This window comes from Kitasatospora sp. NPDC029367, assembly GCF_055569135.1.
This window is the reverse complement of record NZ_JBVHYH010000026.1, coordinates 64,234-79,410: the sequence shown is the minus strand read 5'-3', so window position 1 is coordinate 79,410 and position 15,177 is coordinate 64,234. Positions and strand designations below refer to the sequence as shown.

General features: G+C 72.7%; 11 protein-coding genes. All 11 read left to right on the top strand.

The window, feature by feature from the left end:
- The first annotated feature begins 185 nt into the window (after positions 1 to 185).
- The 11 genes from ACZ4W5_RS16910 (at position 186) to ACZ4W5_RS16860 (ending at position 14,911) form a co-directional block, all read left to right on the top strand.
- Positions 186 to 1,130: an LAETG motif-containing sortase-dependent surface protein gene (locus tag ACZ4W5_RS16910; RefSeq protein WP_465655227.1), complete on the top strand. Its 945-nt coding sequence runs from the start codon at positions 186 to 188 to the stop codon at positions 1,128 to 1,130.
- 265 nt (positions 1,131 to 1,395) lie between these two features.
- A complete protein-coding gene (locus tag ACZ4W5_RS16905) occupies positions 1,396 to 1,977 on the top strand; it encodes a Uma2 family endonuclease (protein WP_360239420.1) in 582 nt (193 codons plus the stop codon).
- Positions 1,970 to 3,340 (top strand): oxygenase MpaB family protein, encoded by a 1,371-nt coding sequence (locus ACZ4W5_RS16900; protein ID WP_465655225.1) that lies wholly within the window; start codon positions 1,970 to 1,972, stop codon positions 3,338 to 3,340. Before ACZ4W5_RS16905 ends, ACZ4W5_RS16900 begins: the two co-directional genes overlap by 8 nt.
- 382 nt (positions 3,341 to 3,722) lie before the next feature.
- On the top strand, positions 3,723 to 5,267 hold the full coding sequence (locus ACZ4W5_RS16895) for a cytochrome ubiquinol oxidase subunit I (protein ID WP_465655223.1): 1,545 nt from the start codon (positions 3,723 to 3,725) through the stop codon (positions 5,265 to 5,267).
- A 30-nt stretch (positions 5,268 to 5,297) separates the two neighbouring features.
- Positions 5,298 to 6,335 (top strand): cytochrome d ubiquinol oxidase subunit II, encoded by a 1,038-nt coding sequence (cydB, locus tag ACZ4W5_RS16890; protein WP_465655221.1) that lies wholly within the window; start codon positions 5,298 to 5,300, stop codon positions 6,333 to 6,335.
- A 4-nt stretch (positions 6,336 to 6,339) separates the two neighbouring features.
- Positions 6,340 to 9,867: a thiol reductant ABC exporter subunit CydD gene (cydD, locus tag ACZ4W5_RS16885; RefSeq protein WP_465655220.1), complete on the top strand. Its 3,528-nt coding sequence runs from the start codon at positions 6,340 to 6,342 to the stop codon at positions 9,865 to 9,867.
- Between the two features lie 49 nt (positions 9,868 to 9,916).
- Complete coding sequence (locus ACZ4W5_RS16880) at positions 9,917 to 11,743, top strand: sensor histidine kinase (RefSeq protein WP_402481851.1); 1,827 nt, start codon at positions 9,917 to 9,919, stop codon at positions 11,741 to 11,743.
- A gap of 148 nt (positions 11,744 to 11,891) precedes the next feature.
- Positions 11,892 to 12,395 carry a YegP family protein gene (locus ACZ4W5_RS16875; protein WP_465655219.1) on the top strand — a complete coding sequence of 168 codons (504 nt, stop codon included), beginning with the start codon at positions 11,892 to 11,894 and terminating at the stop codon, positions 12,393 to 12,395.
- Positions 12,385 to 12,789, top strand: coding sequence for a hypothetical protein (locus ACZ4W5_RS16870; RefSeq protein ID WP_360239438.1), 405 nt, complete (start codon positions 12,385 to 12,387; stop codon positions 12,787 to 12,789). The genes ACZ4W5_RS16875 and ACZ4W5_RS16870 overlap by 11 nt, the downstream gene beginning before the upstream one ends.
- Positions 12,790 to 13,142: 353 nt before the next feature.
- Positions 13,143 to 14,177: a PstS family phosphate ABC transporter substrate-binding protein gene (locus ACZ4W5_RS16865; RefSeq protein WP_465655217.1), complete on the top strand. Its 1,035-nt coding sequence runs from the start codon at positions 13,143 to 13,145 to the stop codon at positions 14,175 to 14,177.
- 137 nt (positions 14,178 to 14,314) lie between these two features.
- Positions 14,315 to 14,911, top strand: coding sequence for a hypothetical protein (locus ACZ4W5_RS16860; protein ID WP_465655216.1), 597 nt, complete (start codon positions 14,315 to 14,317; stop codon positions 14,909 to 14,911).
- The last annotated feature ends 266 nt before the right edge of the window (positions 14,912 to 15,177 follow it).

The following is a 15,177-nucleotide window of genomic DNA, read 5'->3' as shown; positions in this document are numbered from 1 at the left end:
CGTCGGCTCGTCGATTCCGCTGCGAACCCAGCCGGCATGGAGAGTAAAGAATCCGTATGCCTATGATCGGCGCTGTCCGAGCGTCAGAAGGCGCCCGGACAAGGGCATTTGCCGTCCTTTCCGACCCGAAAGGGGTCATTGTGCATTTCCGCCGTTCGCTGGTTTCGGCCGCCCTCGTAGCAGCCGTGATCTCGCCCGCAGCCATGCTCCCCGCGGCACCCGCGTTCGCGGAGTCGGCTCCGACGGCGCAGACCCAGAACGACACCGGTTCGATCGCGGCCCTGGAGAAGGCCGCCGCCGACGCGGCCAAGGCCTACCAGCAGGCCAAGGCGACCCAGGCCGACATCGCCGCCAAGCTCGAGACCTTCGACCCGGCGCCCTACCTCGCCAAGCACCGCGAGGCGCAGGCCGCCGCCAAGAAGGCCACCGAGGCCCGGACCGCTGCCGAGGACGACCTCCACAAGGCCATGTCCGTCTACGACAAGGCCTCGGCCGCCGAGCGCGAGAAGGCCCGGCAGGACCTGCTGAAGGCGATGGACAAGGCCAACGCCGCCATCGCCGCCGAGCAGCAGGCCCAGACTGCCGCCGCGGCCGCCGGCACGGCCGCGGACGACGCCAGGGTCGACCTCTTCCGCAGGATCAACGAGGCCAACAAGGCGGTCGACGCCGCCCTCGCCGCGAAGAACGACGCCGACAAGGCCCTCGCCGACGCCAGGGCCGCGGCCGAGAAGCCGACCGACAAGCCTACGGAGAAGCCGGCCGAGAAGCCGACGGACAAGCCGGCTGAGAAGCCGACCGACAAGCCCGCCGAGAAGCCCGCCGGGAAGCCCGCCGACCAGGGCGCCCAGCAGCCCGGCACCGTCACCCCGGCCACCGACACCACCTCGACCACCGACAAGTCGGCCGCGGCGTCCACCACTTCGACCACTTCGACCACTTCGGCCACGCAGACGACGACCGCCAACACCGGTACGACGCCCGCCGCCACCACCGGCTCGGCCACCGAGCTCGCCGAGACCGGCTCCAACCCGGCCACCCCGTACCTCGCCCTCGGCGCGGCCACCGCCATCAGCCTCGGCGCCGCCGCCCTCTACGTCTCGCGCCGCAAGGGCACCCGCCCCACCTCCTGACCCACCCGGTTCGCGCCCGCTCGGGAGGAGGCCGCGAACTCGCCGCACCCCGAACCGCAGGGCAGGCCCTCTCCCGGCCCGCCCTGCGGTTTCGCGTTTCCACACCCCAAACGCCCCGTTCGGGTGAACCGGGAACCATTCACCCACTCGGCCCTCCGGTCGTGTGCGACCGTGCAGCCGTCGCTTGTGCGGGCTCGCACGGGCTGATCACACTGGACGGGAAAAGAGGTGTCTCGTGAGCGCGTTAGTTACCGAGGTGGCCGTCGTGAACCTGGACCAGGTGCTGTGGCAAGCGTGGAAGTCCATGGATGTGCCCGAGGGCTTCCGCGCGGAGATCATCGAGGGGACGATCACCTTGTCACCCACTGGCGGAGCTCGTCATTTCACTGTCAACAGGCGGCTGGGCAGGGCTCTCCACGACTTTCTGAGCGGCACCGGCTACGGGCCGGCGCAGGACGGCAACGTGATTGCCGATCTGAAGGTGTTCATCCCGGACGTCTTCGTGGCGCCCGAGGACGTCGACGAGATCGAGCATCCGGAGGGCTTGGGGGTGCTGGCTTCGGGTGTGCCGATGGTGGTCGAGACCGTTTCGCCGGGCGCCGAGGCACGCAAGCGCGACCACGTCCTCAAACGTCGCGCGTACGCCCGTGCCGGTATTCCGGTGTACGTGATCATCGACGACTACGACGAGGGCGGCGTCGTGACCGTCCTGACCAGCCCTGACCCCGGCCGCCGGGAGTACGCCTCGTCGGTCCGTGTCCCGTACGGCAAGGAGGCCGTGATCCCCGAGGGCCCCGCCAAGGGCTTCGTGATCGGCCCCGACATCACCGGAGAGCCCCGTGGTTGACCAGACGTCCGTCTCCTTCAAGCGGGACCTCTCCGAGTGGCGGATCGCCCTCGTCGCCTGGCGGTTGCTGATCCTCCAGGCGGCGGATCCGGCGGTGGGGGCGGGGATGCACGAGCACTCCACCTACCGGGCGCACCCGTGGCGGCGGATCGAGCACACCCTGGGGAGCGGGCGACGGCTGTTCTACCAGGACGCGGACACCCTGCGCCGCGAGGTCGCCCGGCTGAACCGGGCGCACAAGCGGATCCGCGGCACGCTGCCGGACGGCCGGGCGTACGACGCCCGGGACCCGGCGACCAGGGTGTGGGTGCTGCTGACGCTGTTCGAGTGCGTGGCCGCCATGCGGCGGCTCGGCGGCGACCCGTACGACGCCGACCAACTGGAGCTGGCCTACCGGGAGTTCAGGGAGGCGATCGCGGCCTTCGAGCTGCCGGAGGAGGAACTCCCGAAGACCGCCGCCGACCTGCCTGGCTACTTCGCCCGGTACACCGCCGAGAAGCTGGAGTTCACCGAGGCCGCCCGCTACCTCCTGGAGGACGTCCTGCGCGAGGCGCCCCGCCCGCGCCGGCTGTGGTTCCTCGGGGACGCCGGGTGGCGGGTGCTGCGGGTCGTCGTCGCCGCGGCGATCCGGGAGCTCACGGTGGCCGACCTGCCGCCGACCGTGCGGGAGCGGCTCGGCCTGGTCCGGACCCGGCGGGGCGCCCTGCTGTCGGTGCTGCTGCACCGTGGCGCCGGGATCGTCGTGCCGCGCCTCCCGGAGCGGATGCGCTACCGCTCCCCGGAGGAGCGGGTGGCCCCGCCGCGCCGGCTTCGGCCGCAGCGCCGGGACGCGCGCGGCTCCCGGGTGGACCGGTTCTTCCGCGAGGTGCTCGACCAGACCGGGGACGGCGTGATCACCGTGCACGACCTGCGGGCGATGGCCCACAACGTGTGCTGGCAGCTGGAGTTGGACGAGGCCGCGGAGGCCCGGGTGTACGCGGCCTTCGACGGGTGGTGGGAGCAGCTGCGGGCGGCGATGGACGCCGACGGGGACGGCGAGGTGAGCCGGGAGGAGTTCGTGGCGGCGACCCTGGCGGGCTGCGACCGGGACGACGCGTACCTGGAGCGGGGGCTGCTGCCCGCCCTGCGGGCGGTGTTCACCGCGGCCGACACCGACGGCAGCGGCTTCCTGGAGTTCGACGAGTACCGCGCGGTGTTCGGCGGCCCACGGGTGCACCCGGCCGAGCTGTCGCACGGGTTCCGCCAGTTGGACACGGACGGGGACGGGCGGATCACGGTGGAGGAATTCGTGGGGGGCTTCACCGAGTTCTTCACCGCCCGGGCCGACTCCACCTCGGGCGCCCAGCTCCTCGGCCGCCCGTAGCCGGCCGCCCGTAGCCGGCCGGGGGCCGAGAGGCAGCGCCCCGCACGCCCAACACGCCCCGCTCGCGATGGCGAGCGGGGCGTACCGCTGTCAAGCGCCGGTTCGGCCAAGAGCGACGCGCCGTCCGCCCACTCGTTCGTTGCCCCGGCCCCGGCCGGTCCGCAGACTGTGCGCACCGCCTTCGCAAACCGTGACGCACCGCACAGGAGTGTCAACCCCACCCCACCTGCCGTTCGCCCGTAAGGATGGTGGATACTGTGCTTGTGAACGTGTTCACGTTCACAAGCGGACAAGCTTGCACGGGTGTGCGACGGTCTACGGCTATAGATGAGGTTTGTCCGGAACATGCCCTGGAAAAGGGCCGGTTGGGAGAGAGGGCGACGTGGAACTGGCAATCGCTCACGAGACGATCGCGCGATGGCAATTCGGAGTCACCACCGTCTACCACTTCCTCTTCGTACCGCTCACCATCAGCCTGGCCGCGATCGTGGCCGGGCTGGAGACCGCCTGGGTGCGTACGAACAAGGAGAAGTACTTCCACGCGACGAAGTTCTGGGGAAAGCTCTTCCTCATCAACATCGCGATGGGCGTCGTCACCGGAATCGTCCAGGAATTCCAGTTCGGCATGAACTGGTCCGACTACTCCCGCTTCGTCGGTGACGTCTTCGGCGCCCCGCTCGCGATGGAGGCGCTGATCGCCTTCTTCTTCGAGTCCACCTTCATCGGCCTGTGGATCTTCGGCTGGGACAAGCTGCCGAAGAAGATCCACTGCGCCTGCATGTGGATGGTCGCCCTGGGCACCGTGCTCTCCGCCTACTTCATCCTGGCCGCCAACTCCTGGATGCAGCACCCGGTCGGCTACTCGATCGACCCGGTCACCGGCAAGGCGCAGCTCACCGACATCGCCAAGGTGCTGTTCCAGAACACCACCCTCACCGTCGTCTTCCATACCCTGACCGCCGCCTTCCTCACCGGCGCCGCCTTCATGGTCGGCATCTCCTCCTTCCACCTCTGGAAGGCCAAGCGCAAGCCAGAGGGCGTCGACCCCAAGAAGACCGCCGTGATGCGCACCTCGCTGCGGCTCGGCCTGGTCCTCGCCGTGGTCTTCGGCGCCGGCACCGCGCTCAGCGGCGACACCCTCGGCAAGGTCATGTTCGAGCAGCAGCCGATGAAGATGGCCGCCGCCGAGGCGCTCTGGGACACCCAGTCGCCCGCGCCGTTCTCGATCTTCGCGGTCGGCGACGTCAGCAAGGGCCACAACTCGGTCGCACTGGAGGTCCCCGGGATACTCTCCTTCCTCGCCCACAACGACTTCAGCTCCTCCGTGCCCGGCATCAACGACACCGCGGCCGCCGAGGCCGCCGCGCACGGCGGCGACCCCAAGAGCTACATCCCGAGCGTCTTCGTGACGTACTGGGGCTTCCGGTTCATGATCGGCTTCGGGATGACCTCCTTCGTGGCCGCCCTGATCGGCCTCTGGACCACCCGCCGGAAGTTCCTGCTGCGCCCCGAGTTCCGCACCGGCGACACCGAGGTGCCCCGGCTGATGCTCACCCCGTCCCGGGAGATGGGCCCGCTGCTCACCAGGTGGAGCTGGCGGATCGGCATCCTGACCATGGGCTTCCCGCTGATCGCCAACAGCTTCGGCTGGATCTTCACCGAGATGGGCCGCCAGCCCTGGGCCGTCTTCGGCCTGATGACCACCGCGAGCGCCGTCTCCCCGAACGTGAGTGTCGGCACCCAGATCGGCGCGCTGGCCACCTTCACCACGCTGTACGCGATCCTCGCCGTCGTCGAGGTCCGGCTGCTGGTCAAGTACGCCAAGGCAGGCCCGGTGGTGACCGAGCAGCCCCCGGCCAAGGACCCGACGCTGCGCGGCCCGTCCGCGGACGAGGACGCCGACAAGCCGCTCGCCTTCGCGTACTGACGTGCACCCCAGGGGATTTGAGGATCTGACATGCAACTCCACGACGTCTGGTTCGTGCTGATCGCGGTCCTGTGGATCGGCTACTTCTTCCTGGAGGGCTTCGACTTCGGGATCGGCGTCCTCACCAAGCCGCTCGCCCGCGACACCGCCGAGCGGCGGGTGCTGATCAACACCATCGGTCCGGTCTGGGACGGCAACGAGGTCTGGCTGCTGACCGCCGGCGGCGCCACCTTCGCCGCCTTCCCGGACTGGTACGCGACCCTGTTCAGCGGCTTCTACATCCCGCTGCTGGCCATCCTGGTCTGCCTGATCGTCCGCGGCGTGGCCTTCGAGTACCGGGCCAAGCGCGACGGCGCCCGGTGGCAGCGCAACTGGGAGGAGGCCATCTTCTGGACCTCCCTCCTCCCCGCCTTCCTGTGGGGCGTGGTCTTCGCCAACATCGTCCGCGGCGTGGACATCGACGCGCAGAAGAACTACGTCGGCGGCCTCGCCGACCTGCTCAGCCCGTACGCGCTGCTCGGCGGGCTGGTGACGCTCACCCTGTTCACCTTCCACGGCGCGGTGTTCGCGGCGCTCAAGACCGTCGGCGAGATCCGCGAGCGGGCCCGCCGGGCCGCCCGGTACGCGGGCCTGGCCGCCGCCGTCCTCGCCCTCGCCTTCCTGGTCTGGACCCAGGCGGACAGCGGCAACGGACGCAGCCTGGCCGCCCTGGTGGTCGCCGTGCTCGCCCTGGTCGGCGCCCTGGCGGCCAACCAACTCGGCCGCGAGGGCTGGGCGTTCGTCCTCTCCGGGGCGACCATCGTGGCCGCTGTGGCGATGCTCTTCCTGGCGCTCTTCCCGAACGTCATGCCGTCCACGCTCAACCCGGACTGGAGCCTGACCGTGACCAACGCGGCCTCCTCGCCGTACACGCTCAAGCTGATGACCATCGTGGCCGCCGTGTTCACCCCGCTGGTGCTGCTCTACCAGGGCTGGACCTACTGGGTGTTCCGCAAGCGGATCGGGGTCCAGCACATCCCCGGCCACCAGGCCGGCCACCAGCCCGCCGCCCCGCTCGACCAGGCCTGACGCCGTGCAGCCGGTCGACCCGCGCCTGCTCGCGCACGCCCGTACCACCCGGGCCTTCCTCGCCGGATCCGTGCTCCTCGGCGGGGCCGGCGCGGCCCTGGTGGTCGCCCAGGCGGGCCTGATCGCCGAGATCGTGGTCCGTGCCTTCCAGCGCGGGGCCGGCCTCGGCGAACTGACCACCTCGCTGGTCCTGCTCGCCCTGACCGCCGTCGGCCGCGGGCTGGTCGGCTGGCTCACCGAACTCACCGCGCACCGGTCCGTCGCCCGGGTGAAGTCCACCCTGCGGCGCCGGCTGCTCGACCACGCCACCGCGCTCGGCCCGTCCTACCTGGCGGGCCGGCGCACCGGCGAACTCACCACCCTCGCCACCCGCGGCATCGACGCCCTCGACGACTACTTCGCCCGCTACCTGCCGCAGCTCGCGCTCGCCGTGGTCGTGCCGGTGATCGTGCTGCTGCGGATCGTCGGCGCCGACCTCACCTCCGCCGCGATCATCGCCGGGACACTGCCGCTCATCCCGCTGTTCATGGTGCTCATCGGGATGGCCACCCAGTCCCGGATGGACCGGCAGTGGAACACCCTGGCCCGGCTCTCCCACCACTTCCTGGACGTGGTCGCCGGCCTGCCCACCCTCAAGGTGTTCAACCGGGCCCGCACCCAGGCCGCCACCATCGCCCGGATCACCGCCGACTACCGCAGGGCCACCCTGCGCACCCTGCGGATCGCCTTCATCTCCTCCTTCGCCCTGGAACTGCTCTCCACCCTGTCCGTCGCCCTGGTCGCGGTCACCGTCGGCTTCCGGCTGGTCGACGGCACCCTGGACCTGGAGACCGGGCTGCTGATCCTGGTCCTCGCCCCCGAGGTGTACTTCCCGATCCGCCAGGTCGGCGCGCTCTACCACTCCAGCGTCGAGGGGCTCACCGCCGCCGACGAGATCTTCCGGGTGCTGGAGACCCCGCTGCCCGCCGCCGGCACCCGCCCCGCCCCCGACCTCAGCGGCGCCGTGATCACCGCCGAGGGCCTGACCGTACGCCACCCCGGCCGCGCCCGGCCCGCCCTGGACGGCGCCGCACTCACCCTGCGCCCCGGCTCCAGCACCGCCCTCACCGGGCCCAGCGGAGCCGGCAAGTCCACCCTGCTGGCCGTCCTGCTCGGCCTCACCACCCCCGAGGCCGGCCGCGTCCGGATCACCGCCGCCGACGGCAGCACCCACGACCTCGCCGAACTGGAGCCGGACAGCTGGCGGCGGCAGATCGCCTGGGTGCCCCAGCGCCCCCACCTGTTCGCCGGGACGATCGCCGACAACCTGCGGCTGCACCGGCCCGAGGCCCCCGACGAGCAGCTGTGGACGGCGCTGCGGGCCGCCCACGCGCTCGACTTCGTCACCGACCTGGACGCCGAACTGGGGGAGGACGGCGCCGGGCTCTCGGCCGGCCAGCGCCAGCGCCTCGCCCTCGCCCGGGTGCTGCTCGCCGACGACCGGCCGCTGGTGCTCCTCGACGAGCCCACCGCCCACCTGGACGGCGACTCCGAGGCGGCCGTCGTGGCCGCCGTCCGGACCCTCGCCGAGGACCCGGCGCGCACCGTGCTGGTGGTCGCCCACCGGCCGGCGCTGCTGGCCGTCGCCGAGCAGCGGATCCGGCTGGCCGGCCCCGCCGCCGTCGAGGCCGAGCTCCCGGGCCCGGTCGAGCCGCTCACCCACACCGGCCGGCCCACCCCCGCCCCCGCCGTGCCCGAGGAGCCCGAGGCCGAGCCCGCCGCCCCCCGGCTGGCGCTGTCCGTGCTGCTCGGCGCGCTCGCCCTGGGCAGCGCCGTCGCCCTGATGGCCACCTCCGGCTACCTCATCTCCCGGGCCTCCCAACTGCCCCCGGTGCTCCACCTGATGATGGCCGTCACCTCCGTCCGGGCCTTCGGCATCGGCCGCAGCGTCTTCCGCTACGCCGAACGGCTGGTCTCCCACGACGCGGTGCTGCGCACCCTCGGCACCCTGCGGGCCGCCGTGTACCGCCGGCTGACCGTGCTCGCCCCCGCCGGGCTGCCCGCCTTCCGGCGCGGCGACCTGCTCTCCCGGCTGGTCGCCGACGTCGACGCGATCCAGGACCACCACCTGCGCTGGCGGCTGCCCGCCGCCGTCGCGGCCGTGGTCGCGCTCGCCTCGGCCGTCGCGATGGGCGCCTTCCTGCCCGCCGCCGGGCTGGTGCTCGGCCTCGGGCTGCTGCTCGCCGGGGTGCTGGTGCCCGCGCTGACCGCCCGCTGGTCGGCCGGTGCCGAGCGGCGCCAGGCCCCCGCCCGGGGGCGCCTGGCCACCGCCGTGGTGGACGGGCTCACCGGCACCGCCGAACTCACCGTGGCCGGCGCGCTGCCCGCCCGGCTGGCCGCCGTCCGCAGCGCCGACGCGGCCCTGACCGGCCTCGCCGCCCGCTCCGCCGCCACCACCGCGCTCGGCACCGGGCTGATCGCCCTGCTCACCGGACTGACCGTGGTCGCCGCGGCCGCCGTCGGCATCCAGGGGGTGCGCGACGGCGCGCTGGCCCCGGTCTGCCTGGCCGTCGTGGTGCTCACCCCGCTGGCCGCCTTCGAGGCCGTCACCGGGATGCCGCTCGCCGTCCAGGCCCGCCAGCGCAGCCGCGCCGCCCGGGCCCGGCTGGACGAGGTGCTGACCGCGCCGCCGGTGGTGGCGGAACCCGCCGAACCGGCCGCGCTGCCCGAGCGGCCGCTGCCCGTCGCGGTGCGCGGGCTGACCGTACGGCACCCCGGACAGGCCGTGGACGCGCTCACCGGCGTCGACCTCGACCTCACGCCCGGCCGCCGGATCGCCGTGGTCGGCCCCTCCGGCTCCGGCAAGACCACCCTCGCCCAGGCGCTGCTGCGCTTCCTGGAGCCCGGTGCCGGGTCCGTCACCTTCGCCGCCGGTCGTCCACAGGCTGTGGACAGCCGTGCGCTCGCGGGCGAGGACGTCCGCCGGGTGATCGGCCTCTGTGCCCAGGACGCCCACGTCTTCGACAGCTCGCTGCGCGAGAACCTGCGGCTCGCCCGCCCCGACGCGGAGGAGGCGGAGCTGCGCGCCGCCCTCGCCGCCGCCCGCCTGCTGGACTGGACCGAGGGCCTGCCGGAGGGCCTGGACACCATGGTCGGCGAGCACGGCGCCCGCCTCTCCGGCGGCCAGCGCCAGCGCCTCGCGCTCGCCCGGGCGCTGCTCGCCGACTTCCCCGTGCTGGTCCTGGACGAGCCCGCCGAGCACCTCGACCTGCCCACCGCCGACGCCCTCACCGCCGACCTGCTGGCCGCCACCGCGGGCCGCACCACCGTGCTGATCACCCACCGGCTGGCCGGGCTGGACGACGCCACCGTGGACGAGGTGCTGGTGCTGGAGGCCGGCCGGGTGGCCGAGCGCGGCCGCTGGTCCGAGCTGCTCGCCGATCCGGACGGGCGGCTGCGCGCGCTGTGGCGCCGGGAGCGGGAGGCGGACGGGCTGCTGGAGCCGGTGGGGCCGCTGGAGACGGTGGCGCCGCTGGAGGCCGTGGGGCACTGATGGCCGCATCGTCCCTCGGCTGAAAACCGTACAAAAGTAGGCTTTCTCCATGGACCCCACGCCGGATCTCCCCGAGGCCGCCCCCGAGCCCACCCCCCACCGGGTGCCCGAGATCGCCTCGCTCGGGCTGGACACCCTGGTCACCGAGGTCGCGGAACGGCTGCAGTCCGCCGCCGCCGTCACCGACCGGATGCAGCGCCTGCTGGAGGCGGTGGTCTCCATCGGGGCCGGACTCGACCTGCACGCCACCCTGCACCGGATCGCCACCGGCGCCGCCGAACTCGTCGACGCCCGGTACGCGGCCCTCGGCGTGATCGCCCCCGGCGGGCACGGCCTGGCCGACTTCATCCACGTCGGCATCGACGACGGCACCGCCGCCGAGATCGGCGAACTGCCCACCGGCCGCGGCATCCTCGGCGCGCTCATCGACCGCCCCGAACCGCTGCGGCTCGCCGACCTCGGCGCCGACCCGCGCTCCTCCGGCTTCCCGCCGCACCACCCGCAGATGAAGACCTTCCTGGGCGTGCCGATCCGGGTCCGCGAGGAGGTCTTCGGCAACCTCTACCTCACCGAGAAGAAGGGCGGCGGCGCCTTCACCCCCGAGGACGAACAGGTCGTGCACGCGCTCGCCGCGGCCGCCGGGGTCGCCATCGAGAACTCCCGGCTGTACGAGGAGGGCCGCCGCCGGGAACGCTGGATCGCCGGTGCCGCGGCCGTCACCACCGCGCTGCTCTCCACCGAGCAGGCCGAGGGCGCGCTCACCGTCGCCGCCGAACAGGTACGGGAGTTGGCGGGCGCCGCGCTCGGCATGATCCTGCTGCCCACCGGTCCGGCCGGCCCGCCCGGCTCCTCGGCGGACGGGGACGGGCAGATGCGGGTCGCCCACGCCTCCGGCGAGGCCGCCGAGTTCGTCCGCGGCGAACTGCTGCCCAAGGACAGCTTCGCCGCCCAGCTGCTGGAGGGCGACAGCGTCCACCTCGACGACATGTCCAGCGACCCCACCGTGGTGATGCGGCTCGCCCGCAGCTTCGGCCCGTCCCTGGCCGTGCCCATGGTCGCCGCCGGGCGGGTGCTCGGCGGGCTCTGCGTCTGGCGCTCGCGCGGCGCCCTGCCCTTCACCGACTCCGAGAAGCAGCTCGCCGAGACCTTCGCCTCCCAGGCCGCGCTCGCCCTGCGGCTCGCCGAGGGCCAGCGCGACCAGCAGCGGCTGGCCGTCTTCCAGGACCGCGACCGGATCGCCCGCGACCTCCACGACCTCGTCATCCAGCGGCTGTTCGCCACCGGGATGATGCTGGAGAGCGCCGCCCGCCGGTCCGTCGTCCCCGAGGTCAAGGTGGGCATCGGCAGGGCGGTCGACGAACTGGACGCCACCATTCAGGAGGTCCGCACCACCATCTACGCGCTCCAGCACGACAACCACGGCGACGCCCCCGACACCCTGCGCACCCGGGTCCTGCGCGAGGCCAGCCAGGCCGCCGCCGCCCTCGGCTTCAAGCCCTCGGTGAGTTTCGTCGGCCCGGTCGAGAGCCTGGTCGGCGAGAACACCGGCCGTCAACTCCTCGCGGCCCTGCGGGAGATGCTCTCCAACACGGCCCGGCACGCCCGTGCCTCCCGGGTCGGCGTCGAGGTCGACGCGACCGTCCACCTGGACGACGCCGGACGGCCCGTCGGCGGTGACCCCGAGTCGCTGGACCGGGGCGGGCGGCCCGGCGTGCTGCTGACCGTCACCGACGACGGCGTCGGCATCCCCCAGGGCGGCCGGCGCAGCGGACTGCTCAACCTCACCCGGCGCGCCGAGGCCCTCGGCGGCGCCGCCTGGCACGAGCGCGGCCCCTACCGGAAGGGCGCCGTGGTCCGCTGGACGGCCCGGCTCTGACCGCCGTTCCGGTACCAACCGGTGAAAGCTGAACGAGGGAGAACTTCCCGACCAACGGCGCAAGTTGTGAACGTTCTGGGCTTTCGGCGGTTCCGTGTGCACACATAGCTTGGCACCGTCCCGGAGGGGAAACCGGACGGAGGGGGCAGTGGACGGTTCCGGCCGCGGTCACACCGCAGCAGGGGCGAGCCGAGGGGGGTTCCGGACCGAGCGTGCAGCGGACGGGCGCTACCGCTGGCAGCTGAAGGCACCCAACGGCCGGGTGGTGGCGATCACCGCCGCGCTCTTCGAGACGCCCGGCGAGGCCGAGCGGGGCTTCGACGGACTGCGGGCCGGCGCCGAGGGACTGACCGCGCGGATCACCCATGTCCGCGACGGACTCGGCTGGATCTGGGTCGTCCCCGGCACGCGCAGCCTGCCCGAGGTGCGCTCCAGTCGCGCGTACGAACGGTACGCGACGTGCCAGAACGCCTTCCGTCGCTTCGTCGTGCTGCTCGCCAAGCAGCCCCCGCGCGAGGCGGCCGTCCACGAGCCGCCCGTCCGCCAGGCGCCCGGCCGCGAGGGAACCGTCCGTGACGCGCCCGGCCGTGACGGGTCCGCGCGTAAACTCCCCGGGAGAGCAGTGTCGTTGAGACGCCCCGATGGCAGCTGAGCGGCGCGGGCCGCGACTGCTGATCGTGCCCGCGGCCGACCGCTGCGTGGGCTGGGCGCTGCGCTCCGCCAACGGGCGGCCGCTCGGCGTCGGCGTGCGGACGTACCGCAGCGAGGAGGAACTCGCCGACGCGGTGCGCGAACTGATCATCGAACGGGCCGCGCTGCGCTGCTCGACCGTCCAGGCCGAGGGCCGCCAGTGGGTCTGGTCCGCCCACCTGCCGGTGCGCACCACCCGGCCGGGCGCGGCCCCCGCCGTCCCGGTCGCCCGCAGCGCCCGCGGCTACCTGCGGCGCGACCAGTGCCAGGCGGGTGTCGAGGGCTTCCTGGCCGGACTCCAGTGGGTCGGGCAGGAGTGGCGACGGTCCGGCCGTGACGGCCGCTGGCCGCTGTAGCCTCCGGTCTGCTCCGTTCCAGGCAGTTCCGTTTCAGGCCGTTCCGCTTCGTGCTGTCCCGGTGAAGCGCAGGTTTCCGGCAACACCCCGAGCCGCCTCCTGGAGAAGAACGTCGACCGGGTTCGTAGCCCCTGTTCCGCCCCTGTCACAGCGGCGTTGACCAGTGCCTAAACCTCGTCGAACCGATGAGTCGACATTCCCCGCCCGGCCCCGACGGCCCTTCCGACGGAACCTCCCGGCCGGACAGGATCGGCACTGCCGGAGCGGCCGCAGCAGACACGGCCCCCGGCCCCGGACTCCCCCCGGAGCACGGGTTCACGCGATGGACGTCTCTCCCTCGGAGGAAGAGGAACATGCGTAAGACCGCTGCCAAGCTGCTCACCGTCGCCGCCCTGGCGACCTCCCTGGTCACCGTCGTCAGCGGCTCGGCCCTGGCCGACCCGACCGTCACCCCGGCCGCCCAGGACATCGTCGGCGTCGGCTCGGACACCACCCAGGCCGTGCTGAACCAGTTCTCCACCGACTACAACGCCCACCTGGGCGCCGGCTCCACCCAGCCGCACCTGTACAGCTGGGACGCGACCGGTTCCTCGCCGATCACCACCAAGACCGGCGCGACCTCGATCGCCCGCCCGAACGGCTCCGGCGCCGGCATCTCGGCCCTCAAGAACAACACCAGCGCGACCGTGGACTTCGCCCGTTCCTCGCGCGGCCCGCAGTCGACCGACCCGAACACCTTCGACTTCGTCGCCTACGCGACGGACGCGGTGTCCTGGGCCGCGCCGAACAACGGCGACGCGCCGGCCAACCTGACGACGCAGAACCTCAAGGACATCTTCAACTGCAACATCACCACCTGGGACCAGATCGACCCCAGCCTGCCCAGCAACACCATCAAGCCCTACCTGCCGCAGGCCAACTCCGGCACCCGGTCGTTCTTCCTCTCCGCGCTCGGCATCACCACCATCAAGCCGTGCGTCACCGAGGGCGTCCAGGAGAACCAGGGCAGCGACACCGCCCTGTCCGACCCCGACGCGCTGGTCCCCTATTCCGTCGCCCACTACATCGGCCAGGTGTACTACGGCCGGGGCAGCGGCTCCGACGTCCAGGGCCCGCTGACCGTCCGCAGCATCGACAACACCGCGCCGGTCGACACCACCAACAAGGTGATCAGCAGCGACTTCGCCGCCACCTCCTACGCCCGCACCGTCTACAACGTGGTCCGTGACGCGGAGTGGAAGGCGACCGACGCCCACGGCGCCGCGCTGCGCAACATCTTCGGCACCACCGGCTGGGTCTGCACCAACGCCACCGCGAAGGCGGACCTCAAGAGCTTCGGCTTCCTGCCGCTCAACGCCGGTGCCTGCGGCAGCACCATCCACTCCTGATCACACCCCGCACGATCCGACGGCCACGGGCCCGCCGCCCGTGGCCGTCGGCCGTCGGTCGTCAGGAGCCGGCGGCGTGCCCGTCGCTTGACCACCGGTCACCACCGCACCGTCCCACCTCTCCCAGGGAGTTCGACATGGCAAGAACCGGCGTCCGTCTCGCCGCCACCGGGACCGCCGTGGTCCTCGCGATCACCGGATTCTGCGGTGTGGCCGCGGCCGACACCACGGCCACCACCACCGCGCCCACCGGCAGCGCCGTGGTCACGGTCGACCAGCAGTTCCTGGCCAAGAGCCTGCTCGGCGGCATCGCCGTCGTCCCGTTGACGCCGGCCACGGCGGACGTCACGAACAACGTCGTGACCAGTACCTTCCCGGTGACGGGCGGCGTCGCCAACATCCCGTCGTTCTCCGGCCAGGTGCAGCTCGGCGGCGGACTGCTCTTCGTCAACCTGACCAACGGCAAGACCGTCACCTTCAAGCAGCTCGGCTTCAAGGTCCGTGACTGGCACGTCTCGGCGGTCCCGAACGGCGCCACCGCGCCGGTGGCCCTGCTGGACCCGCTGGGCGACACCCAGGTCGGCCGCACCGGCACCACCCAGACGCTCTCGGCGTCCGACCTGCAGCTGGACGCGGCCGGCGCCCAGTACCTCGACGGCGCGCTGGGCACCACGTACTTCACGGGCGGCCAGTCGCTCGGCTCCTTCACGCTGACCTACACCCCCGGCAGCTGATCCGGCTCCTCGCCGGACGACCCGGACGCCCCCGGTGATGCCGGACGATCTCGGTGATCCCGGACGCCCCCGGTGATCCCGGGTGCCCAGCGGGCCCGCTCCTCGGCGCGGGCCCGCTCCTGTGCAAGGGGAGCGCCCAACTCCGTTCCAGCGGAGCCGCGTTGTGTTCTCGTACATCCTGTCGACCGGATCCGGACACGTCCGGCTGGCCGAATGGGTGGGTACTGGGGGTGCCCGGCCGTCGGCATGCCCGATCCCACCTTGCG

What these genes read in the sequence shown, in the direction of transcription:
- ACZ4W5_RS16880 (WP_402481851.1), top strand. Translation starts at nt 9,917, where the DNA reads ATGGACCCCACGCCGGATCTCCCCGAGGCCGCCCCCGAGCCCACCCCC.
- ACZ4W5_RS16870 (WP_360239438.1), top strand. Translation starts at nt 12,385, where the DNA reads ATGGCAGCTGAGCGGCGCGGGCCGCGACTGCTGATCGTGCCCGCGGCC.
- ACZ4W5_RS16865 (WP_465655217.1), top strand. Translation starts at nt 13,143, where the DNA reads ATGCGTAAGACCGCTGCCAAGCTGCTCACCGTCGCCGCCCTGGCGACC.
- cydB (WP_465655221.1), top strand. Translation starts at nt 5,298, where the DNA reads ATGCAACTCCACGACGTCTGGTTCGTGCTGATCGCGGTCCTGTGGATC.
- ACZ4W5_RS16860 (WP_465655216.1), top strand. Translation starts at nt 14,315, where the DNA reads ATGGCAAGAACCGGCGTCCGTCTCGCCGCCACCGGGACCGCCGTGGTC.